Origin of the sequence: Chryseobacterium sp. UNC8MFCol (genome assembly GCF_000482305.1) — a bacterium.
In the GTDB taxonomy this organism is placed as follows: Bacteria; Bacteroidota; Bacteroidia; order Flavobacteriales; family Weeksellaceae; genus Chryseobacterium; species Chryseobacterium indologenes.
The window spans coordinates 56,210-81,633 of sequence record NZ_AXUZ01000003.1 but is presented as its reverse complement, the minus strand read 5'-3'; the positions used below and the strand labels follow the sequence as shown (position 1 = coordinate 81,633).

General features: G+C 37.3%; 38 protein-coding genes. 29 read left to right on the top strand and 9 right to left on the bottom strand.

The features are described 5' to 3' along the window. Nucleotides 1-17 precede the first annotated feature (17 nt). From M030_RS0100425 to M030_RS0100390, 8 genes are all read right to left on the bottom strand, one after another. Entirely contained in the window at nucleotides 18-2,732 is a 2,715-nt protein-coding gene (locus M030_RS0100425; protein WP_027371731.1) for a hypothetical protein, read from the bottom strand. 79 nt (nucleotides 2,733-2,811) lie between these two features. Further along, nucleotides 2,812-3,783, bottom strand: coding sequence for a hypothetical protein (locus M030_RS0100420; RefSeq protein WP_027371730.1), 972 nt, complete (start codon nucleotides 3,781-3,783; stop codon nucleotides 2,812-2,814). Then, the gene (locus M030_RS0100415; RefSeq protein ID WP_027371729.1) at nucleotides 3,780-4,187 is read right to left on the bottom strand and encodes a hypothetical protein; all 408 of its coding nucleotides are present in this window, start codon (nucleotides 4,185-4,187) and stop codon (nucleotides 3,780-3,782) included. Before M030_RS0100415 ends, M030_RS0100420 begins: the two co-directional genes overlap by 4 nt. 192 nt (nucleotides 4,188-4,379) lie before the next feature. Then, on the bottom strand, nucleotides 4,380-4,799 hold the full coding sequence (locus tag M030_RS0100410) for a hypothetical protein (protein WP_027371728.1): 420 nt from the start codon (nucleotides 4,797-4,799) through the stop codon (nucleotides 4,380-4,382). 187 nt (nucleotides 4,800-4,986) lie between these two features. Further along, the gene (locus tag M030_RS0100405; RefSeq protein WP_027371727.1) at nucleotides 4,987-5,787 is read right to left on the bottom strand and encodes a hypothetical protein; all 801 of its coding nucleotides are present in this window, start codon (nucleotides 5,785-5,787) and stop codon (nucleotides 4,987-4,989) included. 8 nt (nucleotides 5,788-5,795) lie between these two features. After that, complete coding sequence (locus M030_RS0100400; RefSeq protein ID WP_027371726.1) at nucleotides 5,796-6,527, bottom strand: MIP/aquaporin family protein; 732 nt, start codon at nucleotides 6,525-6,527, stop codon at nucleotides 5,796-5,798. Between the two features lie 24 nt (nucleotides 6,528-6,551). Continuing rightward, nucleotides 6,552-8,048 carry a glycerol kinase GlpK gene (gene glpK / locus M030_RS0100395; RefSeq protein WP_027371725.1) on the bottom strand — a complete coding sequence of 499 codons (1,497 nt, stop codon included), beginning with the start codon at nucleotides 8,046-8,048 and terminating at the stop codon, nucleotides 6,552-6,554. 8 nt (nucleotides 8,049-8,056) lie between these two features. Continuing rightward, nucleotides 8,057-9,655 (bottom strand): glycerol-3-phosphate dehydrogenase/oxidase, encoded by a 1,599-nt coding sequence (locus M030_RS0100390; protein ID WP_027371724.1) that lies wholly within the window; start codon nucleotides 9,653-9,655, stop codon nucleotides 8,057-8,059. A 203-nt stretch (nucleotides 9,656-9,858) separates the two neighbouring features. Here M030_RS0100390 and M030_RS0100385 point away from each other — a divergent pair, with 203 nt between their 5' ends. From M030_RS0100385 to rplQ, 29 genes are all read left to right on the top strand, one after another. Then, nucleotides 9,859-10,620, top strand: coding sequence for a DeoR/GlpR family DNA-binding transcription regulator (locus M030_RS0100385; RefSeq protein WP_027371723.1), 762 nt, complete (start codon nucleotides 9,859-9,861; stop codon nucleotides 10,618-10,620). 464 nt (nucleotides 10,621-11,084) lie between these two features. After that, a complete protein-coding gene (gene rplC, locus M030_RS0100380) occupies nucleotides 11,085-11,711 on the top strand; it encodes a 50S ribosomal protein L3 (RefSeq protein WP_027371722.1) in 627 nt (208 codons plus the stop codon). Beyond that, on the top strand, nucleotides 11,702-12,331 hold the full coding sequence (rplD, locus tag M030_RS0100375) for a 50S ribosomal protein L4 (protein ID WP_027371721.1): 630 nt from the start codon (nucleotides 11,702-11,704) through the stop codon (nucleotides 12,329-12,331). The genes rplC and rplD overlap by 10 nt, the downstream gene beginning before the upstream one ends. Before the next feature lie 3 nt (nucleotides 12,332-12,334). Then, nucleotides 12,335-12,625 (top strand): 50S ribosomal protein L23, encoded by a 291-nt coding sequence (rplW, locus tag M030_RS0100370; protein WP_027371720.1) that lies wholly within the window; start codon nucleotides 12,335-12,337, stop codon nucleotides 12,623-12,625. A gap of 22 nt (nucleotides 12,626-12,647) precedes the next feature. Continuing rightward, nucleotides 12,648-13,469: a 50S ribosomal protein L2 gene (gene rplB / locus M030_RS0100365; protein ID WP_027371719.1), complete on the top strand. Its 822-nt coding sequence runs from the start codon at nucleotides 12,648-12,650 to the stop codon at nucleotides 13,467-13,469. 2 nt (nucleotides 13,470-13,471) lie between these two features. After that, nucleotides 13,472-13,750, top strand: coding sequence for a 30S ribosomal protein S19 (gene rpsS / locus M030_RS0100360; protein WP_002983209.1), 279 nt, complete (start codon nucleotides 13,472-13,474; stop codon nucleotides 13,748-13,750). A gap of 2 nt (nucleotides 13,751-13,752) precedes the next feature. Further along, nucleotides 13,753-14,151 (top strand): 50S ribosomal protein L22, encoded by a 399-nt coding sequence (gene rplV / locus M030_RS0100355; protein ID WP_002983214.1) that lies wholly within the window; start codon nucleotides 13,753-13,755, stop codon nucleotides 14,149-14,151. A gap of 7 nt (nucleotides 14,152-14,158) precedes the next feature. Next, nucleotides 14,159-14,908, top strand: a complete 750-nt coding sequence (rpsC, locus tag M030_RS0100350) for a 30S ribosomal protein S3 (RefSeq protein WP_027371718.1) — start codon at nucleotides 14,159-14,161, stop codon at nucleotides 14,906-14,908. A 98-nt stretch (nucleotides 14,909-15,006) separates the two neighbouring features. Then, a complete protein-coding gene (gene rplP, locus M030_RS0100345; RefSeq protein ID WP_027371717.1) occupies nucleotides 15,007-15,432 on the top strand; it encodes a 50S ribosomal protein L16 in 426 nt (141 codons plus the stop codon). 12 nt (nucleotides 15,433-15,444) lie between these two features. Next, nucleotides 15,445-15,630: a 50S ribosomal protein L29 gene (gene rpmC / locus M030_RS0100340; protein WP_027371716.1), complete on the top strand. Its 186-nt coding sequence runs from the start codon at nucleotides 15,445-15,447 to the stop codon at nucleotides 15,628-15,630. Nucleotides 15,631-15,642: 12 nt separating this feature from the next. Further along, on the top strand, nucleotides 15,643-15,897 hold the full coding sequence (gene rpsQ, locus M030_RS0100335) for a 30S ribosomal protein S17 (protein ID WP_027371715.1): 255 nt from the start codon (nucleotides 15,643-15,645) through the stop codon (nucleotides 15,895-15,897). Nucleotides 15,898-15,899: 2 nt separating this feature from the next. Then, a complete protein-coding gene (gene rplN / locus M030_RS0100330; RefSeq protein WP_002983226.1) occupies nucleotides 15,900-16,268 on the top strand; it encodes a 50S ribosomal protein L14 in 369 nt (122 codons plus the stop codon). Between the two features lie 21 nt (nucleotides 16,269-16,289). Then, nucleotides 16,290-16,616, top strand: a complete 327-nt coding sequence (gene rplX / locus M030_RS0100325; protein ID WP_027371714.1) for a 50S ribosomal protein L24 — start codon at nucleotides 16,290-16,292, stop codon at nucleotides 16,614-16,616. Nucleotides 16,617-16,627: 11 nt separating this feature from the next. Continuing rightward, nucleotides 16,628-17,179: a 50S ribosomal protein L5 gene (rplE, locus tag M030_RS0100320; protein ID WP_027371713.1), complete on the top strand. Its 552-nt coding sequence runs from the start codon at nucleotides 16,628-16,630 to the stop codon at nucleotides 17,177-17,179. Nucleotides 17,180-17,182: 3 nt separating this feature from the next. Then, nucleotides 17,183-17,452: a 30S ribosomal protein S14 gene (gene rpsN / locus M030_RS0100315; RefSeq protein WP_002983233.1), complete on the top strand. Its 270-nt coding sequence runs from the start codon at nucleotides 17,183-17,185 to the stop codon at nucleotides 17,450-17,452. Nucleotides 17,453-17,598: 146 nt separating this feature from the next. Next, nucleotides 17,599-17,997, top strand: a complete 399-nt coding sequence (gene rpsH, locus M030_RS0100310) for a 30S ribosomal protein S8 (RefSeq protein ID WP_002983236.1) — start codon at nucleotides 17,599-17,601, stop codon at nucleotides 17,995-17,997. 17 nt (nucleotides 17,998-18,014) lie between these two features. Then, the gene (gene rplF, locus M030_RS0100305; protein ID WP_027371712.1) at nucleotides 18,015-18,560 is read left to right on the top strand and encodes a 50S ribosomal protein L6; all 546 of its coding nucleotides are present in this window, start codon (nucleotides 18,015-18,017) and stop codon (nucleotides 18,558-18,560) included. Between the two features lie 15 nt (nucleotides 18,561-18,575). Further along, nucleotides 18,576-18,929, top strand: coding sequence for a 50S ribosomal protein L18 (gene rplR / locus M030_RS0100300; RefSeq protein ID WP_027371711.1), 354 nt, complete (start codon nucleotides 18,576-18,578; stop codon nucleotides 18,927-18,929). A gap of 19 nt (nucleotides 18,930-18,948) precedes the next feature. After that, nucleotides 18,949-19,470: a 30S ribosomal protein S5 gene (gene rpsE / locus M030_RS0100295; RefSeq protein ID WP_002983245.1), complete on the top strand. Its 522-nt coding sequence runs from the start codon at nucleotides 18,949-18,951 to the stop codon at nucleotides 19,468-19,470. Between the two features lie 10 nt (nucleotides 19,471-19,480). After that, nucleotides 19,481-19,657, top strand: coding sequence for a 50S ribosomal protein L30 (gene rpmD, locus M030_RS0100290; RefSeq protein WP_027371710.1), 177 nt, complete (start codon nucleotides 19,481-19,483; stop codon nucleotides 19,655-19,657). Between the two features lie 21 nt (nucleotides 19,658-19,678). Beyond that, the gene (gene rplO, locus M030_RS0100285) at nucleotides 19,679-20,128 is read left to right on the top strand and encodes a 50S ribosomal protein L15 (protein ID WP_027371709.1); all 450 of its coding nucleotides are present in this window, start codon (nucleotides 19,679-19,681) and stop codon (nucleotides 20,126-20,128) included. A 9-nt stretch (nucleotides 20,129-20,137) separates the two neighbouring features. Then, the gene (gene secY / locus M030_RS0100280) at nucleotides 20,138-21,517 is read left to right on the top strand and encodes a preprotein translocase subunit SecY (protein ID WP_027371708.1); all 1,380 of its coding nucleotides are present in this window, start codon (nucleotides 20,138-20,140) and stop codon (nucleotides 21,515-21,517) included. Nucleotides 21,518-21,520: 3 nt separating this feature from the next. Continuing rightward, nucleotides 21,521-21,736, top strand: coding sequence for a translation initiation factor IF-1 (infA, locus tag M030_RS0100275; protein WP_002983257.1), 216 nt, complete (start codon nucleotides 21,521-21,523; stop codon nucleotides 21,734-21,736). 62 nt (nucleotides 21,737-21,798) lie between these two features. Continuing rightward, nucleotides 21,799-21,915, top strand: coding sequence for a 50S ribosomal protein L36 (gene rpmJ / locus M030_RS0100270; protein ID WP_007839480.1), 117 nt, complete (start codon nucleotides 21,799-21,801; stop codon nucleotides 21,913-21,915). Nucleotides 21,916-21,924: 9 nt separating this feature from the next. After that, nucleotides 21,925-22,302: a 30S ribosomal protein S13 gene (gene rpsM, locus M030_RS0100265; RefSeq protein WP_002983260.1), complete on the top strand. Its 378-nt coding sequence runs from the start codon at nucleotides 21,925-21,927 to the stop codon at nucleotides 22,300-22,302. 12 nt (nucleotides 22,303-22,314) lie between these two features. Next, entirely contained in the window at nucleotides 22,315-22,704 is a 390-nt protein-coding gene (gene rpsK / locus M030_RS0100260) for a 30S ribosomal protein S11 (RefSeq protein ID WP_027371707.1), read from the top strand. Between the two features lie 19 nt (nucleotides 22,705-22,723). Further along, on the top strand, nucleotides 22,724-23,332 hold the full coding sequence (rpsD, locus tag M030_RS0100255; protein WP_027371706.1) for a 30S ribosomal protein S4: 609 nt from the start codon (nucleotides 22,724-22,726) through the stop codon (nucleotides 23,330-23,332). A gap of 33 nt (nucleotides 23,333-23,365) precedes the next feature. Further along, entirely contained in the window at nucleotides 23,366-24,361 is a 996-nt protein-coding gene (locus tag M030_RS0100250; RefSeq protein WP_027371705.1) for a DNA-directed RNA polymerase subunit alpha, read from the top strand. A 6-nt stretch (nucleotides 24,362-24,367) separates the two neighbouring features. Then, nucleotides 24,368-24,889, top strand: coding sequence for a 50S ribosomal protein L17 (gene rplQ / locus M030_RS0100245; protein ID WP_027371704.1), 522 nt, complete (start codon nucleotides 24,368-24,370; stop codon nucleotides 24,887-24,889). A gap of 83 nt (nucleotides 24,890-24,972) precedes the next feature. Here rplQ and M030_RS0100240 read toward each other — a convergent pair whose 3' ends face one another. After that, a complete protein-coding gene (locus M030_RS0100240) occupies nucleotides 24,973-25,407 on the bottom strand; it encodes a hypothetical protein (protein ID WP_027371703.1) in 435 nt (144 codons plus the stop codon). Between the last annotated feature and the right edge of the window lie 17 nt (nucleotides 25,408-25,424).

The following is a 25,424-nucleotide window of genomic DNA, read 5'->3' as shown; positions in this document are numbered from 1 at the left end:
ATAGACCGGTAACTTAATTATCTCATAAAATAATTGAAGTAACTGCAACTACCCATAAGGCTTCTTGCTGCTTCCGTATCTCCATATTGAGTTTTTAACTGTGCAAAATATGTTCTGTATTTCTGATTTTTAAGATTGTCAAGTTCTTTCTGATAGGCGGCCTCTTTTTCTGACCATTTAGGATCAGAATAGTCATATTCTTTTTTGTTTTTTGCTTCATATTGATAATATTTACCCTGCTCAGCACTTGCCATCTGGAAGAGAATCCTTGCTTTTTCTTCTTTATTGTTAGAAAGCTTAAGGGCCTTTTGGTAATAATTGATGGACAGATCAAAATTATCAGGTTCAATAAAGATGGTATTCAGGAAATCCTTGTAATAATATTGGTATGGGTTGGTTCGGTCTGTTGTCCAGAAATGGTACTTTCCTCCGTTACTATTATCGATATCCATTACAAACAATTGTCTGTAATATCCCAAAACTGAAGTGTTGTAAAGAAGGTTTCCGATCAGCTGATTCGCTTTCGCTGCTTTCTCATCATTTCCACTTCCGATCTTTTTAAGCTGAATAAGGGTGTTGGCCAGGTCGAGCTTGTTCATATTACTCTTAATAAATGGAAAGTCCGAATAATTTTCAGCCTTCATTGTTTCCGTATCCCCGCTCTCAAAACTTTCCCATACATTATGTCCGAAAACAAGATCTGAGATATTATTGAAACCGTTGTATTCAGTGGAAGCATATTGTTTTTGGCTGATCTTCTGGCCATCTTTTTCCGTCCATTCGTAGTTTTGTCTTGGTATTCCGGTGAAGTTCTGGGCTTTTTCATAATATGATTTTGCTTTCTCAAAGTCGGCAAGTCTCATCTCCCTGTCACCATAAATCATATTGAAGAAGGCATCAATATTTCCTACGCTATCCATATTTTTCGCTATGACCTGCTGCTCAAACTGATTTTTATTTGGCTTTCTGTAAAAATCTTCAACACTCTTCACCAAATCTGAATTCGGGTTATACTGCAAATCTGAAAGTTTATTGTTCATCAGGAAAGATTTTCCGTCTTCTCCCTGAAGGAAATAACGGTTGGCCAGCACATCTTTAAGGAAGCGTGCCGTTGACGGTGCACTTCCGTAATAATCGGATTTATCAGTAGTAGCCGTATCTTTCTTACCCTCTTTTTCTACAAAATACTGAGGGTAATCTTTCATTAAATGGTCTTCGTAGGCTGCATCAATTTTAGGCTGGGATACAATGTCATTCAGAACTTTCATTCTTTTGATTTCTTCCAGATATTCCGGATTGGTTGTTTTAATATCATTCAGAATTTCAGAACTGGCTTTATAGTCTTTCTTCAGGAACTTAAGGTAAGCGTCCGCAATCTGCCAGTATTCATCACCGGACTTTTCTTTTGTTTTTTCAGTGAACTTTTCAAGGTCATCCAGGAAGTCCTGATTTTTAGTATCGTAATAATAATTGGCACGGGTATAGAAAGGGATCCTGTCCGGATTGCTGAATAATGCATCATCACTCAGGTCTGATTTGTTAGTATTGCCATTTTTGTCAGATGAAGAACTTCCGAAAAGGTTCTTGAAAAACCTCACTATTTTTTGCCAGAAAGAGATCTTTTCTTCCTTGACTACCGGTGCTGCTTTATCTTTTGAATCGTTGGTTACTGTATTTCCTTTCTGAACCGCACTTTTCTCTGATGCTGATTCAGAATAATAATAAGTAGGAAGGTAATTTCTTTCCAACTCATTAATAGCCCTTGCAGCCATCACCTTTAAGATCTCCGAATCAGGATTGATATCATACATCTTTTCCATAGTCGGAATAGGATTGGCGTATTCTTCATATCCCAAAAGAAAATAGGCCATATTTTTCTCTTCATTGCTGCCTGCCCTTTTCATGATATTATTGAAAGAAGCCGTATCTGAAAGTTTCATAGATACAAAAGCAGACTCTTTACGATCTTTACTGTTCATAAACACCTGGAAGAAGTTCCAGTTGGCATCACCGTTCATTTCAAGGCCTCTTTGAGCTCCCGCCAGCTGATCCAAAGCCATAAAGTAAACAGTTCCTCTCAGTTTAATGGGCGTTACATAGGTGTTGAAGGCTTTTACGGCAGAATCATAGTTTCTGGTATAGTGATTCAGACGCACCAGCTGATAGCCGTACCGTTGTTTGATCTCAGGATTTCTGGCCGCAGTATACAGCGATGTTAAAGCTGAGATCGTTTTATCATAATCAAGGGCAGTGGCATTTTTCCGGTTGGCATCCCTTTCATAATAAAATGAATTTTCACTTTCGATATAATTGATGCTCATATAAGGTTCCAGATATTTGGCTTCAATTAAATAATCAATACCTTCCTTATATTTCTGATAGGACCCGTTGCCTAATTTGAGAAGCAATGGATTAGCAGGATTACCATTTTTAAGCGCATTCAGGTCACTCATACTCATTTTGTACACAAGATTTTGTGTCTCGGAATAAGTAAGCTGGTTATTAAAGAACTTTTTCCATGTTTCAATATTGTCATCAGGAATCAAGGAAGGGCTGTATTCTCCATAGAACCGATCAGAATACGTCCGCAGAAACGGAAGATATGATTTATCTTTAATAACGCTTTGGGTGAAAAGGTTGAAATAATCATAATCAGGATCCGACCACGCGCAGGCGTCAGATTGGGTATAGAAAAGTGATACAACCGCAAGTGAAAGAATATACTTTTTCATAGGGTTTGTCGTGTTTTTAGTTTTTTTGTAATTGATGTTTATGATCCCGGGCATTGTAATGCCTCTATCTTTTGAAGATTTAAAATTTTCGATCTGACACAAATTTACTATCTAATTGATAATAAATTACATTAAAAGTAGGGATTTTTTTCTCTAAAAACTGAATCACCTCTTCAAGTTGTTCTTCAGATATTTCTTCTACTTTTATGGTAAATCCCTTGTTTAAATATCTTCCAAAATAGAAACCGTCTTTTGTGATTTCCGCTTCATATTCAGAGATTTTTTTAAAATCGGGGTTTTCAAGATCCTTTTTAGATAACGCATTGATGAGCTTATGTTTGTCGAGATGATTCGTTACAATTCCCCATGAATAGATGGGTAACGCAACGTCAATGTTCTTGATGGGATAATCTTCCAGTTTTGAAAGGTAACTTTTGAGAATATTGACATCCAGGATTGAATTTTTATCAGACTTTTCCAGAGGAGATGAAGTAGAATAGCACATTAAATATACCTTATCAACAGGAGGAATTCCTGTCAGCTTTCTATCCTTTACCTGATGAAGGCGAAGCGTACAGGTAACCTCTTTTCCCGAAACTCTTTTCAGTTCTTTTAAAAATCTAAAATAATCATCCCGTGTGCCGGCGGTCCAGTCACAATCAATTTGAATTTCATTGTTTGTTGTCAAATGATATTCTTCCGATTTCTTTTGAATCAGATGATGAATACTTTCTGCCAGAAACTTAATTTCTTCCTGAGTAATCCCCAGCAGAGTAGGGTTGGTGATAAATACAGTGGGTACAATCTTTTGGACTGTCTTAAAACTTGACTCCCTGGTAATAACGGCCACAGGCTGAAATGTACCGTTTACTTTATCGACATCGAAAAATCTTGTATAGAGAAAAGGCACCGGAGCTTTGTCCAAAACCTTTTTTTCTTCCAGATCCAGCTTCAGATTGGTCTTCCAGTAATAAAATGTATAAGGGTGGTCTTTCTTTTTATGACATGAAACAATAAGGAGCAAGAGAAATAAAAGTTTTAATGCTTTCATTGATATAAAATACTCTTACAGTTACAATTCTTTTCACCCGTTTCCGGACAGCAGTCATCAGATTTTTTGATGTTTCCGTTAGCATCCGTTAAATAAATATTTTTTTTGTCGAATTTCACATACAATGTTTCATGATATGTTTTAAAATGAACCTTCATGACTTTCGGATTATACTTCCCGGCATTGATAACTTCCTTTTTTTCTTTTCCACTTTCAGGGTCTACCTGAACAGAGCCAAAGTGAACATCTCCGTTGCTCTTTACCTCCAGATAATAAGACGGTGCTCCTGAACCTTGTTCTCCGGTTTCAATATTAAAATCTCTTTTCCCTGTAAACGGAGTCTGAGACTGTGCGAAAGATAAAATACTCAGGCATAAGATCAGTACACTGAAAATCTTTTTCATAGTTTTTTTTTCAAAAGTAGAAATATTTATCTGAATCTTCAACCGTAATTTCCCGGTGATTAATGGTAATAGAGCTGTTTTATCTCTTATGTGATGATAAACGGACGTCTTGTTATTTTCTTCGCATGAACAGGGGCAACCTGATCTTTTAAAAATAAAAAACCACTCCAAAAGGAATGGCTGTGTATGATGTTAATACAATTCACTTTCACAATTGCAAGTATCTTTGTCCACACTTTCTCGGGAAGAGCAGCAACCTTCAAGATTTTGAACTTTCCCTTTTTCGTCTGTCATAAAGATTTTGTCTTTATCAAACTTTACAAAGAAAGTCTCGTTGTATTTTTTGAAATGTACTTTCATTACTTTATTAGGAACATACTTCCCGGCGTTTACTTCTTCGGTCATTTCTTTTCCGTTCGCCTGATTCACCTGAACGTATCCAAAGTATACATCGCCGGTTTTCTTTACATCCAGATAATAATGAGGAGTGCCGGTACCGCTGTAGCCTTTCATGATATCAAAACTTCTTTTCCCTGTAAAGGGTACCTTTCCCTGTTGTGCTAAAACAAAAGTACAAAGACATACAACTACTAAGCTTAAGATCTTTTTCATAGTTTCTTTTTTTCAAAAGTAAAAATAATTGTTTAAATCCTCAACCGTAAAATCCCGGTGAATGGATAGGGACTCATCATATCAATTTTAAACCTATATCAGATAATCTGTAAGGGTGATCTCCATGCAATAAACGAAAGACCACTCCGAAATAGAGTGGCCATATATCATTTTTATAGAAACCGGTTTAAAAAACGGTGGCTGCCAGTTGAATTCTTGCAAACTTATTAGAAGGATTCCACATCACCATCATATGGACGGGAAGACTGTAATGATCGGTGATCTTAACCACTTTTCCTGCTTTCACACCTACATTCACGATATCAAAACTGTTTTTCCCATTTCCATAGAGGAATGTCTTGTCATTAAGAGCAAAACCTGCCCCCACAAAAGCATCCAGGTTTACTTTCTGCCCGCTGATTACCGGATAGCTTGCCTGAATGTACGTAGAATATCTGTTCTTTTTATAACTTCCGTCCGGTTCAAGAATCACTTCTCCGGCATTGGCACCTCCGTACAGCATAATATCTGCTTCGATATTAATTGGGAATGATGGTCCGAAAGTGTAATTCGTCCTTAAATCAATGATATGTGCAGTTCTTCGTTGTGAATAGCTGAAGATATCATCAGCGGCAACAGCTGTATTGATGTTCCTTGAATTGTAAAGATCCCATAATCCAATATAAAAGCGTCCGTCCGAATACTGGATATAATAATTGATCTCTTTGTAATGGGTATTGTCTTTATCATCAGCCAATGCCGATGCTCCCCATATTCCTACTTTCCATTTCTTTTCTGCATCCAGCGCATAGGAAAGATTCCCCATTACAACAGGTTTATCTGTAATAATAAGACCTCTCCACAGGTGATTGTTCTGGATGTTAGCGGTAAAATCCAACCTGCCTTCTTTGGCCTCTGTGTTTTCCTGAGAAAACAATCTTCCTGTGCCCAGGGCAAGAAGGAAGATTCCTTTTAAGATTTTTTTCATCATTTGTATTATTTTAAAAATCCATATAAAACAGCGGCAATAACGGCTCCTGTGATAGGGCCTACTACCGGAATCCATGCATAGCTCCAGTCACTGCTCCCTTTTACCGGAAGGATGGCATGCATTATTCTCGGGGCTAGATCTCTTGCGGGGTTAATAGCATACCCTGTAGTTCCTCCTAGAGATAGACCGATGGCCCAAACTACAAACGTAACCGGGATGGCACCGATGGAACCGAGTCCTACTTTAGCCGTTGGATCTGCCTGCAGGGAAATACTTGGATTGGCAAAATAGAATACACAGAATACCAGTACAAATGTTCCGATAATTTCACTGATCAGGTTTGAAGAAGTCTTTCTGATCGCAGGGCCCGTACTGAAACAGGCCAGTTTTGCCCCTTCGTCTTCTGTAATTGCAAAATGATCTTTATGAAACAGCCATACCAGAAAGGCACCAAGCATCCCTCCGATCATTTGGGCAGCAATATAAGAAGGTACCAGATCCCATGAAAACTGCCCTGCTGTAGCCAAACCAATGGTTACTGCAGGATTCAAATGAGCCCCACTCACAGGGCCGGCTACTGTAACCCCGACAAAAACAGCCAGCGCCCAGGCAGTAGTGATCACAATCCATCCGGAATTATTCCCTTTGGTATCTTTTAAGACAACATTTGCTACAACGCCGTTGCCTAACAGTATAAGAAGCATCGTCCCGATTACTTCTGCAATAAATGGAGTCATAAGTGTATTTTTAAGGTAAGGGAATTAGTCTTCTATCCAGTTTTGAGCACGGCTCACAGCTTTTTTCCATGAATGGATCATTTTGTCAACCTTTTCCTTCTCCAGCTGAGGATGGAAATCTTTGTCTACGATCCATTGAGATTGGATCTCATCTATGCTTTTCCAGTATCCTACAGCAAGACCTGCCAGGTATGCGGCTCCTAGGGCTGTTGTCTCCAAAGTTTTTGGTCTTGTGATTTTAAAGCTGAACAAATCGGATTGTATCTGCATCAGAAGATTGCTGGCAGAAGCTCCGCCGTCTACTCTCAATTCAAGACTTGCTCTTCCTGAATCTGCTTCCATCGCTTTTACAATATCATAGACCTGAAATGCAATTCCTTCCAGAGTTGCTCTGGCGATATGGGCATCGGTAGTACCTCTGGTGATTCCTACAATAGTTCCACGGGCATATTGATCCCAGTAAGGAGCTCCTAATCCTGTAAGGGCCGGAACGAAATAAACGCCACCATTGTCTTTAACAGATGATGCCAATGTATTGATCTGTTCCGAAGAGTCAATCAGTTTAAGCCCGTCTCGAAGCCACTGAATAGCTGCGCCACCTACAAATACACTTCCTTCCAGAGCATAATTTACTTCGCCGTTGATTTTCCATGCTACAGTTGTAAGAAGGTTGTTCTTGGATGATACCGCTTCTTTTCCCGTATTCATTAATAGGAAACATCCGGTTCCGTATGTATTTTTTACCATTCCCGGAGAGGTACACATCTGACCGAATAAAGCTGCCTGCTGATCTCCTGCTATCCCTGCAATCGGGATCTTTGTAGAGAATAGAGTAGTGGCTGTTTCACCATATACTTCGCTGCTTTGCTTTACCTCAGGAAGAATGGCTTTAGGAATATTAAACAGTTCCAGTAAATCTTGATCCCATTCCAGAGAATGAATGTTTAAAAGCATGGTTCTGCTTGCATTCGATACATCTGTGATGAACATTTTGCCACGGGTAAGTTTCCATACAAGCCATGTGTCAACAGTTCCAAAACATAATTTTCCGGCTTCCGCCTTTTCTCTTGCCCCGTCTACATTATCAAGAATCCATTTTAATTTAGTTGCTGAAAAGTAGGCATCAAGTACAAGTCCTGTTTTTTCTTTGATAGCTTCGGCGTGTCCCTGTTCTTTCAGTTCGTCGCAGTATTTCGCAGTTCTGCGGTCCTGCCATACGATGGCATTATAGATCGGTTCACCTGTTTCCTTATCCCAAACCACCGTTGTTTCACGTTGATTGGTAATCCCGATAGCGGCAACTTCCAGTCCGGAGATTCCTGCTTTTGCTATCACTTCTGCTGCCACAGAGATTTGTGATGACCAGATTTCATTCGGATCATGCTCTACCCAACCCGGAGTTGGAAAAATTTGTCTGAAGTCTTTCTGTGATACGTATTTTATTTCTCCACTGTGGTTGAAAAGAATCGCTCTGGAGGAAGTTGTCCCCTGGTCAAGAGCGAGAATTAATTTTTCATTCATATATGGTGTTAATTTAGGTTAATAACTTTAGGGGAGTAAGGAGTCAGTAAATATCCTTTTGCCAGTGCTATAAATTCGTCTTCCTGTTTTTGAGCCCATTCTTCAGAATTCCCATTTTCTTCAGCAATGATGCGCGATACATTGTGAGCACAGTCTATCGCTGCTCTTGCATCTAAGAATAACAAACGAACTCTTCTTGCTAAAATATCTTCAATGATCACAGCCATTTCGTTTCTTACCGCCCATACTACCTCGGCCACAGTGAAAGGGTGATCCGGGTGTATTTTTTGCGCATAACGAGGGTTGCTTTCCTGAAGAGCTTTTACAGCCGGGATATCAGATCCGTAAACATATAAATGATTGGTTCTGTCTACCAGCTCCGGTTTCATATTCCCGTGAATGGAAAGATGTTCTGTTTTAGAAGGGGTGTTTCCAAGCTGATGCACTTTCATGGCTTCGTCTATTGTATCTTCAGCCATTTTACGGTAGGTCGTCCATTTTCCTCCGATAATAGAAACCAGTCCTGTGTCTGAAGTGATCACTTTGTGGCTGCGGGAAACTTCTTTTGTACTTTTGGCACCGTCTTTAGGGGCGGCAAGCGGACGAAGGCCTGCAAAAACTGATTTCACATCCTCGCGGGTAGGTTTTTTTGCTAAATATTGTCTTGCTGTGTTTAAAACAAAGCTGATCTCTTCTTCCAGGGCACGGGGTTCAAAACTTTCATCCTTCAAAAGAGTGTCGGTAGTTCCTACCAGTGCTCTGTCATGCCATGGTACAACAAACAATACTCTGCCATCGGAAGTTTTTGGAATCATAATGGCATCATCACTTTTAAGGAAAGATTTATCCAATACCAGGTGGATTCCCTGACTCGGTACAACAAATTTGCCATGTTTCGGATTATTCATGTTGAGAATCTCGTTGGTGAATACTCCTGTCGCGTTGATGACAACATTGGCATGAATCTGATACTGTTGTTGGGTAAACTGATCTTCTGCAGTCACTCCGATTACTTTACCGGAATCATTTTTCAACAGACCTACTACCTTCATATAATTGATTGCACTTCCGCCTTTTTCAATAATAGTCTGGGTTAAATTGATCGCCAATCTGGCATCATCAAACTGTCCGTCCTGGTAAACAACTCCACTCATCAAATGGTTTTGTTCAATAGTTGGCAGCTTTTCGATGGTTTTTGATTTGCTGATGTATTTTGTCTTTCCCAAACTTAGTTTTCCGGCTAGGAAATCATAAACTGATAATCCTATTTTGTAGTAGATTCCGCCCCACCAGGTATAATTAGGAATGATAAAAGATTGGTTTTTCACAATATGTGCTGCGTTTTTAGCCAACAAGCCTCTTTCTTTTAATGCTTCTTTTACCAAACCGATATCTCCCTGTGCAAGATATCTTACTCCACCATGTACCAATTTGGTACTTCTGCTGGATGTTGCTTTCGCAAAGTCGTGGGATTCAAGCAATAAAGTTTTGAATCCTCTGCTTACTGCGTCTAATGCTGAACCTAAACCACTGGCTCCTCCTCCTATGACTATAAAGTCCCACTGTTTTACATTGGTTAATTTACTGAGTTCTTCGTTTCGTTTCATAAATGTTTCGTTTATGTTTCGTTTTCAAATATATAAATTTAAAATGAAAGTAAAAGAAAAATAAATGAAATTTCAACGAATGAAATCATTATTGTTTGGAAAAGGCTTTTATCATTGAAAACGAACGAATTGTAACGGGCTTTTAAAAAACAATAAAAGCTTATATTTGAAAAAAAAGCGGTAATTTTGAACAAACAAATTAAATGGAGAAGCTAATACCAAGGCATGATGAAATATTAAAAGAACTGGATGAAAAAGGTCATGTTCTCGTTCAGGATTTGTGTGAGAGGTTAAATGTATCTTCAGTTACGATCCGAAAGGATCTGAACTATCTCGAAAGTCTGGGACTTCTTTTCAGAAATCATGGGGGAGCTAGTAAGCAGGTAAGATATGCTTATGAGAAGAATGTAGGGGAGAAAGAGAATATCAATGTGGAAGCGAAGCAGGCAATTGCCAAAGCGGCTTTGTCGTTGATTCAGGAAAATGACTGTATTATCCTGGCTTCGGGAACTACCATGCACTATCTTGCAAGGATGCTGGTGAATTTTGGACCGCTTACAGTATTGACGTCATCTTTGAGGGTCGCAATTGAACTTTGTAATAATCCTAATATTAATATTATCCAATTAGGAGGTGAGGTGAGGAAAAGCTCTACTTCCATAGTGGGATCTATTTCCGAAGGGATCCTTAAGCAGTTTTCCTGTAACAAACTTTTTCTGGGTGTGGATGGGATTGATCTTGAATTTGGAATCAGTACCTCCAATGCTGCAGAGGCTCATCTTAATCAGGTTATGATTGAATGTGCTGATCAGACCGTGATCCTTGCGGATTCTTCCAAGCTGAATAAAAAAGGTTTCGGTAAAATTGGTTCACTGGATCAGATTGATTATCTCATTACGGATCATGGAATTTCGGATGAAGACCAGGCAAAACTGGAAGAAATCGGTGTGAATGTCATCAGATAATATAATCAGAACTTTACTATATAATACTATCAACCTTATGATCTCATAAGGTTTTTTTTCATTAAATGGGATGTCATCATGGCAGAAATAACCATCTATAATTTTCTGTACGTGATGAATTGTAAGTTTTTTCCGATAAAAAAGGGAAATATTTCATTCTCTATGAGTTATGGCATTTGTTTTGTGTATAGCTGTTCGCTGCAAAGTCTTTGTAATAAACAGATGGAGATCATGAATATTTTGAGTCAGCAAATCTTTTTCTCAAAGTCTTCTGATTTTTTTAAAATGACCTAAATGATTAAAAATCAAAATATTTTAGTTGAAATATTTGTCAGTTACAAAATTATTCGTAGATTTGCACACTCATTTTAGGGGCGTAGTATGCCTATATCAGAAGTAGAAATTACTTTAGACCTCCTAAAAATGGTGATAAACAGAAAGATAAATTTTATTTAATATAAACAATGTCAGGTATTATTGGTAAAAAAATCGGTATGACATCTTTGTTTAACGAAGAAGGAAAAAACATTCCTTGTACAGTTATCCAAGCTGGTCCATGCTCGGTTTTACAGGTCAGAACCTTAGAAAAAGACGGTTATAAAGCTGTTCAATTAGGTTTCGATGACAAGAGTGAGAAGAACGTTGGTAAAGCGTTAGCTGGTCATTTTAAAAAGGCTGGTTCTGCTCCTAAAGCTAAATTGGTAGAATTCTACAGAGAATTCGTTGATGAAGTAAAAGTAGGAGAAGAAGTAAAAGTTGATTTATTCACTGAAGGTGAGTACGTTGACGTAACAGGAACTTCAAAAGGTAAAGGCTTCCAGGGTGTTGTTAAAAGACACGGATTTGGAGGTGTAATGCAGGCAACTCATGGTCAGCACAACAGACTTAGAGCTCCAGGTTCTATCGGTGCTGGTTCAGACCCTTCAAGAGTATTCAAAGGGATGAGAATGGCTGGAAGAATGGGAGGTGAGCAGGTAACTGTTCAAAACCTTCAAGTGTTAAAAGTTGATCAAGAACAAAATCTTTTAGTAGTAAAAGGTGCTGTTCCGGGAGCTAAAAATTCTTATGTAATTATCAGAAAATGGAACTAGTAGTATTAAATACATCAGGAAAAGAGACCGGAAGAAAAGTAACTCTAGACGAAACAGTATTCGGAATTGAGCCAAACCAGCACGCGGTTTACTTAGAAGTTAAACAGTACCTTGCTGCACAAAGACAAGGAACTCATAAAGCAAAAGAAAGAAGCGAAATTACTGCTTCTACTAAAAAGCTTAAGAAGCAAAAAGGATCAGGATCTGCTAGATATGGTGATATTAAATCTCCAACTTTCAGAGGTGGAGGTAGAGTATTCGGACCAAAACCAAGAGACTACAGATTCAAATTGAACAAAGCTCTTAAGAGATTAGCTAAAAAATCTGTTTTATCTCAGAAAATGAGAGACAACAGCATCAGAGTTTTAGAAGATATGAGCTTAAATGCTCCTAAAACTAAAGATTTCATCACTGTATTAGATGCATTGACATTAAGCGGTAAAAAATCTTTGTTTATTCTTCCTGAAGCTAACAAGAATGTGTATTTATCTTCAAGAAACTTACCTAAGACTAAAGTAATGAACTTCAACGAAGTAAGCTCTTACGATTTAGTAAACGCTGGTGAGATCATTTTCTTCGAAGGTGCAGTTGAAAAATTCCAGGAAAATTTAAAGAAATAAGTCATGTCAGTTATTATTAAACCAGTTATTTCAGAAAAGGCTAATTACCTTACAGATTTAAGGGGTTCTTATTCTTTCTTAGTTGATCCTAAGGCGAATAAAATCCAGATTAAAAAGGCTGTTGAAGCAGCTTACGGTGTAAAAGTAGCAGACGTTAACACAATGATTTATGCTCCGAAGGTTTCTTCAAAATACACTAAAAAAGGTCTTCAAGTAGGAAAGACAAACAAATTGAAAAAAGCGGTAATTAAACTTGTTGAAGGTGAGGTTATCGATATTTTTGCTGTAAATTAATTATTAATTATAAATAATAGTAATGTCTGTTAGAAAATTAAAACCTATCACCCCGGGACAGAGATTCAGAATTGTAAACAATTTTGAGGAAATTACTACCAACAAACCAGAGAAATCTCTAACAGTTGGTATTAAAAAGTCAGGTGGACGTAACCAAACAGGTAAAATGACCATGCGTTACACCGGAGGTGGACACAAAAAGAAATACAGAATTATTGACTTCAAAAGAAACAAAGCAAACGTTGAAGCAACTGTAAAATCTGTAGAATACGATCCAAACAGAACTGCATTTATCGCTTTATTAGAGTATGCTGACGGAGAGAAGAGATATATCATCGCTCCAAACGGTATCAAAGTTGATCAGAAAGTCATTTCTGGTGAAAACGTAGAGCCAAATGTAGGAAATGCAATGAAGTTGAAAAACATTCCTTTAGGTACTGTAATTTCTTGTGTTGAAATGAAGCCTGGTCAAGGTGCAATTTTAGCAAGAAGTGCTGGTTCTTCAGCTCAATTGACTTCTAGAGATGGTAAGTATGCGATCATCAAATTGCCTTCAGGAGAATCAAGAATGATCCTTACTGAATGTTATGCAATGATTGGATCAGTTTCCAACTCAGATCACCAATTAACTGTATCAGGTAAGGCTGGTAGAAGCAGATGGTTAGGTAGAAGACCAAGAACAAGAGCGGTTGTAATGAACCCAGTAGATCACCCAATGGGTGGTGGGGAAGGACGTTCTTCAGGAGGTCACCCAAGATCTAGAAACGGTAAACCGGCTAAAGGTTACAAAACTAGAAAGAAAAACAAAGTGTCTAACCGTTACATCGTATCTAAAAGAAAATAATTATGGCAAGATCACTTAAGAAAGGACCGTTCATTCATCATACTTTAGATAAGAAGGTTCAGGCAAATATAGAGTCTGGTAAGAAGACAGTTATCAAAACTTGGTCTAGAGCATCTATGATCTCTCCGGACTTCGTAGGACAAACTATTGCTGTACACAACGGGAAATCTTTTATCCCTGTTTACGTTACAGAAAACATGGTTGGTCACAAGTTAGGCGAATTTTCTCCAACAAGATCTTTCAGAGGTCATGGTGGTAACAAAAACAAAGGAAGCAGATAATCATGGGATCAAGAAAACAAGATAGTTCAATCGCAAGAAAAGAAGCTAACAAAGACGTTGTAAAAGCTTCATTAAATAATTGCCCGTCTTCTCCGAGAAAAATGAGATTAGTTGCTGATATCATTAGAGGAGAGCAGGTAGATAAAGCTCTTTATATCCTAAAATATTCTAAGAAGGATGCTTCTAACAAGTTAGAAAAATTACTTCTTTCTGCTATGGCAAACTGGCAGGTGAAAAACGAAGGTGCGGATATCGAAGAAGCTAACCTTATCGTTAAAGAAATCTTCGTGGATAGTGCAAGACAATTGAAGAGACTAAGACCAGCTCCACAAGGAAGAGGGTATAGAATCAGAAAGAGATCTAACCACGTTACATTAATCTTAGGTAATAAAGAAAATTAATCAAGGTATGGGACAGAAGACAAATCCAATTGGTAATAGATTAGGTATCATCAGAGGATGGGATTCTAACTGGTTTGGTGGAAACGATTATGGAGACAGAATCGCTGAAGACTACAAAATCAGAAGATACCTTGAGGCTAGATTATCTAAAGGTGGTATTTCAAAAATCTTTATTGAAAGAACACTTAAATTAGTAACAGTTACAATCACTACTGCTAGACCGGGATTGATCATCGGTAAAGGAGGTCAGGAAGTTGATAAATTGAAAGAAGAGTTGAAGAAATTGACTGGTAAGGATATTCAGATCAACATCTTCGAAATCAAAAGACCTGAATTAGATGCTGTACTGGTTGCTGATAGTATTTCTAAGCAAATTGAAAACAGAATCTCTTACAGAAGAGCTGTTAAAATGGCGATGGCAAGTACTATGAGAATGGGTGCTGAAGGTATCAAAGTTCAGATCTCTGGTAGATTGAACGGAGCTGAAATGGCAAGATCAGAATCTTTCAAAGAAGGAAGAATTCCATTGTCAACTTTCAGAGCTGATATCGATTACCACTGGGCAGAAGCTCACACTACTTACGGTAGACTAGGAGTAAAAGTTTGGATCATGAAAGGTGAAGTTTACGGTAAAAGAGAACTTTCTCCACTAGTGGGACAACAGAAAAAAGGAGGTCAGTCAGACAGAGGAAACAGAGGAGGAGACAGAGACAACAGAAGACCTAGAAAAAACAACAACAATAACAATAATAATTAAAATTTTAGATTAGAAGTTTTGAATTTTAAATTACCGTTACTTTTTTAAAATTAAAAAAAATCTAAAATCTAAAATCTAAAATCTAAAATTTAGAAATTATGTTACAACCAAAAAGAACCAAATTCCGTAGAGTTCACAAGATGAAGATGAAGGGGAATGCCCAGAGAGGTAGTCAACTTGCTTACGGAACTTTTGGGATCAAAGCAACGGAAGGAGCTTGGATCACTGCAAGACAAATTGAAGCGGCTCGTATCGCTGCGACAAGATATATGAAGAGAGAAGGTCAACTATGGATCAAAATCTTCCCAGACAAACCAATTACTAAGAAGCCAGCGGAAGTACGTATGGGTAAAGGTAAAGGTGCTGTTGAATATTGGGTAGCTGTAGTAAAACCAGGTAAAATTATGTTCGAAATCGGTGGAGTATCTTACGAAATCGCTAAGGAAGCTTTAAGACTTGCTGCACAAAAATTACCAGTAGTTACTAAATTCGTCGTTGCTAACGATTTTGTTAAACCTCTATAATCTTTGAATACAATGAAAAATGCTGATATTAAAAATTTAAGCGCGGGTGATATTCAAGCTCAATTAACTGAAGCAAAAGCTCAATATTCTAAACTGAAATTGGCTCATGCAATCAGCCCAATTGAAAACCCGATTCAAATCAAAGATTTGAGAAGAACAATCGCAAGACTAAACACTGAGTTAACTAACAAACAATAATTTCATTTTACAATGGATAGAAATTTAAGAAAAGAAAGAATCGGAGTGGTTTCCAGCAATAAAATGGAAAAAACTATTGTTGTTAGTGAAACTACAAGAGTAAAGCACCCGATGTACGGTAAATTCGTTTTGAAAACGAAAAAATATACCGCACACGACGAGAACAACGAATGCACAGAAGGTGATACAGTTTTGATCCAAGAAACTAGACCTTTGAGCAAGAGCAAGAGATGGAGATTAGTAAGAATCATTGAAAAAGCTAAGTAATAATGTTACAAACAGAATCAAGATTAAAAGTTGCTGATAACACAGGTGCAAAAGAAGTACTAGTTATCAGAGTTCTGGGAGGAACCAGAAGAAGATATGCTTCAGTTGGTGATAAAATCGTTGTTACTATCAAGGATTCTACACCATCAGGAAACGCAAAAAAAGGTCAGGTATCTAAAGCTGTCGTAGTAAGAACTAAAAAAGCAGTAAGAAGAAAAGATGGTTCATACATCAAATTCGACGACAATGCTTGTGTATTACTAAACGCAGCGGGAGAAATGAGAGGAACGCGTGTTTTCGGACCGGTTGCTCGTGAGTTGAGAGACAAAGAATATATGAAAATCATTTCATTAGCTCCTGAAGTACTTTAATTTTTAAAATTTTTTAAAGAAATGTCAAAGTTAAAAATAAAAAGAGGAGATAACGTAATCATTACTACTGGTAAGAAAGATATCAAAGGTAAGACTGGTGAAGTTATTGAAGTGATCAAGAAAGAAGGTAGAGACCCAAGAGTAATTGTTGCAGGACTTAACATCGTTAAAAAACACGTTAAGCCTTCAGCTGCAAATCCTCAAGGAGGAATTACTGAAAAGGAAGCTTCTATTCATATCTCAAACGTAGCTTTAGTTGGTAAAGACGGAAAAGCTATCAAAATCGGTTACAAAATCGAAGGAGATAAGAAAGTAAGAGTGAACAAAAAAACGGGTGAAACTTTATAATTTGAATTAACATGGAATTTATAGCAAGACCCAAAAAAGCATATAAAGAGACAATTGTTCCTGCAATGATGGAAGAATTCGGGTACAAGTCAATCATGCAAGTACCTAGATTAGAGAAAATCGTTGTATCACAAGGTTTAGGAGATGCTACTGCAGATAAGAAAATCATTGATTATGCTGTAGAAGAATTGACAAACATCACAGGTCAGAAAGCAGTAGGGACTATCTCTAAGAAAGATGAAGCTGCATTCAAACTGAGAAAAGGAATGCCTGTAGGTGCAAAAGTAACTTTGAGAGCTCAGAGAATGTATGAGTTCTTAGATAGACTTACTTCTTCTGCTTTACCACGTATCAGAGATTTCTCTGGTATCAAAGCAGATGGTTTCGATGGTAGAGGTAACTACAACTTAGGTATTACTGAGCAAATTATCTTCCCTGAAATCGTAATTGACAAAGTGAAAAAAATCCAAGGGATGGACATCACTTTCGTGACAACTGCGAAAACAGATAAAGAAGCTAAAGCATTATTAACTCACTTCGGTTTACCATTTAAAAAGAACTAAGAAATGGCTAAAGAATCAATGAAAGCGCGTGAGCGCAAAAGAGAAGCACTAGTTGCTAAATACGCTGCTAAAAGACAAGCTCTTAAAGAAGCTGGTGATTACGAAGGACTTCAAAAATTGCCTAAAAATGCTTCTCCTGTAAGATTACACAACAGATGTAAACTGACAGGTAGACCAAGAGGATACATGAGAACGTTCGGTATTTCCAGAGTAACTTTCAGAGAAATGGCAAACAACGGTCTTATCCCAGGTGTAAGAAAAGCCAGTTGGTAGTAATTACTAATTAAAATCGGAACAATTAAGTTGTTCAGATACTAAAGATAAAAAATATCAGACCGAAGTTTTCTGAAGTCTGATATTTTACTCTTCAAGTCTTTGCAAAACTGATTGTTCTTTAACCAATAATTTATAAAAGAAAAATGGTAACAGATCCAATTTCAGATTTCCTAACTAGAGTAAGGAACGCACAAAGCGCAGGCCACAAAGTGGTGGAAATTCCTGCATCGAAAATCAAAAAGGAGATTACTAAGATCCTATTTGATCAAGGGTATATCTTAAACTACAAGTTTGAAGATAACGCTGTTCAAGGAGTGATCAAAATCGCTTTAAAGTACGATAAGCAAACTAACAAACCTGCTATTAAGTCTATCCAAAGAGCTTCAAGACCAGGTCTAAGACAGTACAAAGGTTCAGCTGAGCTTCCAAGAGTACTAAACGGTTTGGGTATTTCTATCATCTCTACTTCTAAAGGAGTAATGACTGACAAGAAAGCTAGAGAAGAGAAAGTAGGCGGTGAAGTAATCTGCTATGTTTATTAATTTTTAATCAGAGGAAAATGTCAAGAATTGGTAAAGCAATTATTACAGTTCCAGCTGGAGTTACAATCACTGAAAACAACGGTGTAGTAACTGTAAAAGGTCCTAAAGGAGAACTTTCTCAGGAGCTTACAGCAGGAATTACTATAGAACAGAAAGATGGTGAACTTAACGTAAACAGACCATCTGATTCTAAACAACACAAAGCACTTCACGGTCTATACAGAGCGTTAATCAACAACATGATCGTTGGAGTAAGTGCAGGTTTCGAAAAGAAACTAGAACTAGTAGGGGTAGGATATAGAGCTTCACACGCAGGTCAAAAACTTGAGTTGGCTTTAGGATTCTCTCACGGTATCGTATTAGAACTTCCAGGTGAAGTAAAAGTTGATACATTGACTGAAAAAGGTAAAAACCCAATTATTACTTTAACGTCTCACGACAACCAACTTCTAGGAATGGTAGCTGCAAAGATCCGTTCTTTCAGAAAGCCTGAACCATACAAAGGAAAAGGTGTAAGATTCGTAGGAGAAATTGTTAGACGTAAAGCTGGTAAATCTGCTTAATAAATTATAAGTATTATGGCATTAAGTAAATTAGAAAAAAGAATAAGAATCAAAAGAAGAGTAAGAGGGAAAATCTCTGGATCTTCTGAATTGCCAAGATTATCTGTATACAAAAGTAATAAGGAAATTTACGCTCAGTTAATCGACGATAAAAACGGTACAACTTTAGCATCGGCTTCTTCAAGAGAAAAAGGTGTAGACGCTAAAGGTACTAAAACTGAAGTTTCTGCTGCTGTTGGTAAAGCTATCGCTGCTAAAGCTATCGCTGCAGGAATCGAAAGTATTGTATTTGACAGAAACGGTTTCGTATATCACGGTAGAGTAAAAGCTCTAGCTGATGGTGCGAGAGAAGGTGGACTTAAATTCTAATCATTAAATTTCGGAAAATATGTTAGGACTAGATAATATAGAAAGAGTAAAACCGGGAGGATTAGAATTAAAAGATCGTCTCGTAGCTGTTAACAGAGTAACAAAAGTAACAAAAGGAGGTAGAGCTTTCGGATTTTCTGCTATTGTTGTAGTAGGAAACGAAGAAGGTGTTATCGGTTTCGGTTTAGGAAAATCTAAAGAGGTTGCTTCTGCAATTGCTAAAGCAGTGGAAGATGCTAAGAAAAACCTTGTGAAAGTTCCTGTAATGAACCATACGATCCCTCACCAAACTACTGCTAGATACGGTGGTGCAGATATCTTCTTAAGACCTGCTTCTCACGGTACAGGATTGATCGCAGGTGGTGCGGTTAGAGCAGTATTGGAATCAGCTGGTATTCACGATATCCTTTCAAAATCTAAAGGATCTTCTAACCCACACAACGTGGTGAAAGCTACTTTCAAAGCGTTATTGGATATCAGAAGACCTGAAGAAATCGCTAGAATGAGAGGTATTTCTCTAAGTAAAGTGTTTAACGGTTAATAATAAAACAATGGCAACAATTAAAGTAAAGCAAGTAAGAAGCGCTATTGGTAGAACAAAAACCCAAAAGAGAACGCTTGAAGCATTAGGATTAAAAAAACTTCACCAAGTTGTAGAGCACGAAGCTACTCCTTCTATCTTAGGAATGATCGCTGCTGTAGGTCACTTACTTGAAGTTCAAAAATAATTTTATAAAAGAGAAATTAAAATGAATTTAAACAATATACAACCAGCAGCAGGTTCTACTTTCAATTCAAAAAGAATTGGTAGAGGACAAGGTACTGGAAAAGGAGGTACTTCAACAAAAGGACACAAAGGTCAGAAAGCTAGAGCTGGTTATTCTCAGAAAATCGGTTTCGAAGGTGGACAGATGCCTTTGCAAAGAAGATTACCTAAATTCGGTTTCAAAAACGTAAACAGAAAAGAGTTTAGAGGAGTGAACCTTGATACTATCCAGACTTTAATCGAGAACAAATCCATCACAGGAGATATCACGAAAGAAGTTTTAGTAGAAAACGGGATCGTTTCTAAAAACGAATTAGTGAAAATTATGGGTAGAGGAGAATTGAAATCTGCGGTTTCAATTTCTGCTGATAAATTCACGAAATCTGCTGAAGAGCTTATTGCTAAAGCAGGTGGAAAAGCAATTACCTTATAATACTTACTAATGAAAGAATTTATACAAACACTTAAAAATATATGGAGCCTAAAGGAATTAAGAGATAAAATTCTCTTTACGTTAGGTATTATCCTTGTGTATAGATTCGCATCTTATATCTCACTTCCCGCAATTAACCTTGCAGAAGTGGGAGATCTCTTAGAGCATTATAAAAATCAAGGCGGTAACAAGCAAGGAGCAGGTCTCCTTGGCTTGCTTTCGTCGTTTACGGGGGGAGCTTTCAGCCACGCTTCCGTAATGGCGTTAGGAATCATGCCTTATATTTCTGCTTCTATTATTGTTCAGTTGATGGGGATGGCTATTCCTTATCTTCAGAAGCTTCAGAAAGATGGAGAGTCAGGTAGAAATACATTGAACCAAATTACAAGATGGTTAACGATCGGGGTTTGTCTGGTACAGGCACCTTCTTACTTAACTTCTATTACTCAATTATTCTTACCATATGCTCAGTTCCAGTCTGCATATTTTGTAGAACCCAATTCAATTATGTTCTGGTTACCAAGTATTGTTATCCTGGTAGGCGGTTCAGTATTTGCAATGTGGTTAGGTGAAAAGATTACCGATAAAGGAATCGGAAATGGTATCTCTATCCTTATTATGGTGGGGATCCTTTCAAGATTACCTGAGGCATTCGTACAGGAGATGGCCGTGCAGAACGGAAAAGGAGGAATGGGATCAATCATGATCCTTATTGAAGTATTATTCTGGATGTTGGTTGTTCTTTTAGCTGTGATTTTATCAGTAGCTGTTAGAAAAATTCCAATTCAGTATGTAAGCAGAGCTCAAGCAAGAGGAGGTGTAAACAGAAATCTTATGCAGGGAGCAAGACAATGGATTCCATTGAAAGTGAATGCTGCTGGTGTAATGCCGATTATCTTTGCCCAGGCATTGATGTTCGTACCAGGACTATTAACAAAATTCGATGAGTCTAACACTTTTCTTGCAGGTTTCAAGAATGTTTTTAGCTGGCAGTACAATGTATTGTTTGCGCTACTAATTATTATCTTCTCATTTTTCTATACTGCGATTACAATTCCGGTAAACCAGATGGCTGATGATTTAAAGAGAAACGGAGGTTTAGTACCAAAAGTAAGACCCGGAAAAGAGACCGCTGATTATTTAGATGATATTTTATCAAAAATTACCTTGCCAGGTGCAATTTTTTTATCTATCTTTGCAGTCCTTCCAGCAATTGTGCATGGAAGCTTTGTTCAGACGGATGCGTTTGCCCTGTTTTTCGGGGGAACGTCACTATTAATTATGGTGGGTGTAATTTTAGATACAGTTCAACAGATTAATACTTATCTGCTGAACCATCATTATGATGGCTTAATGCAGTCTAAATTATCAAGAACGACTGGATATTAATTTATGGCAAAACAAAAACATATTGAACAAGATGGCGTGATCGTGGAAGCACTTTCGAACGCCATGTTCCGTGTAGAGTTGGAAAATGGGCATATCCTTATTGCTCATATCTCCGGCAAAATGAGAATGCATTATATTAAACTTTTACCCGGTGATAAGGTAAAACTAGAAATGTCTCCCTATGATTTGACAAAAGGGAGGATCACATTTAGATATTAAAACAATTAGCCAAATGGAATACACATTCCATTTGGCATTTGTAAAAAATAAATACTATCAAAATGAAAGTAAGAGCATCAATTAAAAAAAGAAGCGCTGATTGCAAGATTGTACGCAGAAAAGGTGTCCTATTTGTAATCAACAAGAAGAACCCAAAATTTAAACAAAGACAAGGCTAACATTAAATTATGGCGAGAATTGCAGGTATTGATTTACCAAAAAACAAAAGAGGTGTTATCGGTTTAACTTACATCTATGGAGTAGGAAGAAGTACTTCTTCTGAAATCCTTAAAGCTGCCGGTATCAGCGAAGACAAGAAAGTCAACGAATGGAATGACGATGAATTGGCTGCAATCAGAACATATATCTCTGAAAACGTTAAAGTAGAAGGAGAATTAAGATCTGAAGTGCAATTGAACATCAAGAGATTGATGGACATAGGATGCCAACGAGGAATACGTCACAGACTAGGATTACCTTTAAGAGGCCAGAGAACGAAAAACAACTCTAGAACCCGTAAAGGAAAGAGAAAAACAGTTGCTAACAAGAAAAAGGCAAGTAAATAATCGTTAGGAATTATGGCAAAACAAAGTAAAGTAGTTAAAAAAAGAAAAGTAAAAGTTGAAGCTATTGGTGAAGCACATATTCAAGCTTCTTTCAATAACATCATCATTTCTTTAACAAATAAAAACGGAGAGGTTATCTCTTGGGCATCTGCCGGTAAAATGGGATTCAGAGGTTCTAAAAAGAACACTCCTTTTGCTGCTCAAATGGCAGCTGAAAATTGCTCTGCTGTAGCGCATGAAGCTGGATTAAGAAGAGTAAAGGTGTTTGTGAAAGGTCCTGGAGCAGGTAGAGAATCTGCTATCAGATCTATCCACAATTCAGGAATTGAAGTTAGCGAAATCATTGATGTGACTCCAATGCCGCACAATGGATGTAGACCACCAAAAAGAAGAAGAGTTTAATTTTTAGAATTTACCCATTATGGCAAGATATATTGGACCTAAAACTAAGATTGCTAGAAAGTTTGGTGCTGCAATCTACGGAGATGATAAAAACTTCGAAAAAAGAAAGAACCAACCGCCAGGACAACACGGTCCTAACAAAAGAAGAGGTGCTAAAAAATCAGAATATGCAGTTCAGTTAGCTGAAAAACAAAAAGCTAAATATACTTACGGTATTTTAGAAAGACAGTTTGCTAACCTATTTGAAAAAGCACACAGAAGTAAAGGTGTAACAGGGGAAGTACTATTACAACTTTGTGAATCAAGATTGGATAACGTAGTATACAGATTAGGTTTTGCTAAAACAAGATCTGGAGCTAGACAATTAGTTTCTCACAGACACATCACTGTGAACGGAGAAATCCTTAATATCCCTTCTTACTTGGTAAAAGCTGGTGATGTAATCGCTGTAAGAGAAAAGTCTAAGTCTCTTGATGTTGTTACCAATGCATTGGCTTCTAAGTCAAACTATGAGTGGTTACAATTCAACGATGAGAAAAAAGAAGGAACTTTCGTTTCTGCTCCTGAAAGAATCCAAATTCCGGAGGATATCAAGGAGAACCTTATCGTCGAACTTTACTCTAAATAATTTTTTAATCAAATTTTTGCTCAACCCAATAATATGGCAATTTTACAATTCATAAAACCCGATAAAGTAATTTTACTTAACTCTGATGAATTTAAAGGTCAATTTGAATTCAGACCTTTAGAACCAGGTTTCGGGCTTACAATCGGTAATGCTTTGAGAAGAGTGTTGCTTTCTTCTCTGGAAGGATATGCTATTTCATCTATCAAAATAGAAGGTGTAGAGCACGAATTTTCAACCATTCCAGGAGTAATCGAAGACGTTACCGAAATTATTCTTAACCTAAAGCAGGTTAGATTAAAAGCTGCAGCAGAAGGCCAGGCTAACGAGCAGGTTGTTGCTAAAGTTTCAGGTCAAACGATTATTACTGCTGGAGATTTAGGAAAGTCGATCAACGGATTCGAGGTACTAAACCCGGATTTAGTGATTTGTAACCTAAACAGTGATGTAACTTTCGAAATTACTTTCAATATTGAAAAAGGTAGAGGATATGTTCCTTCAGAACAAAATAAGTCAAACAATGCTCCTGTAGGTACTATTGCTATTGACTCTATTTTCACGCCGATCAAGAAAGTACAATACAGCATTGAAAATTATCGTGTAGAGCAAAAAACAGACTACGAAAAACTTGTATTAGATATAGAAACTGACGGGTCTATCAGCCCTCAGAATGCTTTAACTGAAGCTTCTAAGATATTAATCTATCACTTCATGTTGTTCTCTGATGAGAGAATCACACTTGAAACTGAAGCCGTAAAAGCATCTATCCAATATGACGAGGAAACTCTTCATACAAGACAACTACTTAAGTCTAAATTAGCAGATATGGATCTTTCTGTAAGAGCCCTTAACTGTCTGAAAGCAGCTGAAGTAGAAACTCTTGGAGAATTGGTTTCTTACAGTAAGTCTGATTTGATGAAATTCAGAAATTTTGGTAAAAAATCTTTGACAGAACTAGAAGAATTAGTGCATTCAAAAGGTCTTAACTTCGGTTTCGACGTTGCAAAATATAAGTTAGACGCTGATAAATAATTAATAATGAGACACGGTAAAAAATTCAATCACTTAGGAAGAACAGCTTCTCACAGAAGTGCTTTACTTTCTAATATGGCTTGTTCTCTAATTGAGCATAAAAGAATCAACACTACTGTAGCTAAAGCTAAAGCTTTAAGAGTATATGTTGAGCCTCTATTAACAAAAGCAAAAGAAGATACTACACACAACAGAAGAGTAGTATTCTCTTACCTTCAAAATAAATTTGCGGTTGCTGAATTATTCAGAACTGTAGCTCCTAAGATCGCTGAAAGAAACGGTGGTTATACAAGAATCATCAAGACAGGATTCAGACCAGGTGATGCTGCTGATACTGCTCTTATCGAATTGGTAGATTTCAACGAGCTTTACAACCCGAATGCTGAGGAGAAAAAAGCTACAAGAAGAAGCAGAAGATCAACTGCTGCACCTAAAAAAGCTGAAGCTGTAGTTGCTGAAGCTCCTGCAGTAGAAGAAAAAGTAGAAGAAGCTAAAGCTGATACTACTGAAGAAAAAACTGAAGAATAATATTCATTCAGATATAAATAGAAAACCATCCGAACTTCGGATGGTTTTTTTTATTGTGCATCTTGTACGTTCTCAGATACCGTTTAAATCTTTGTTCTCTTCAACTCAATAATATTATTCCCTTGCTCCAGATGAAGGCTGTCTCCCTTCACTCTTGCAGTCATATCATCTTTTTTATAGATCGTTTCACCACCCTTCGTTTCTGTTTTCGGCAGCGTAAATGTTTTTTTATTGCTGGTAATAGCTACCGTGCTTTCCTTCGGATCATTTTTGAAAATTACTTTTACCAATGTACCGTCCGTTGCTTTGTAAACGAAATCTGTTTTTTCATATCTTTTACCATTGACATCTACTATAGTTGAGCTTTCAGTGGCAGAATCAATTTTTCCGTTGTGATCAGTGACAACTGTTTCTGAACTGTCTGTTTTTATAATACCTGTATTTCCGCTTTCAGTTTTTTTACAGCTGATCACAGATAATGTAAGTATTGCACCAAGTGCCAGGAGACTTTTTTTCATGATTATTTTATTTGATA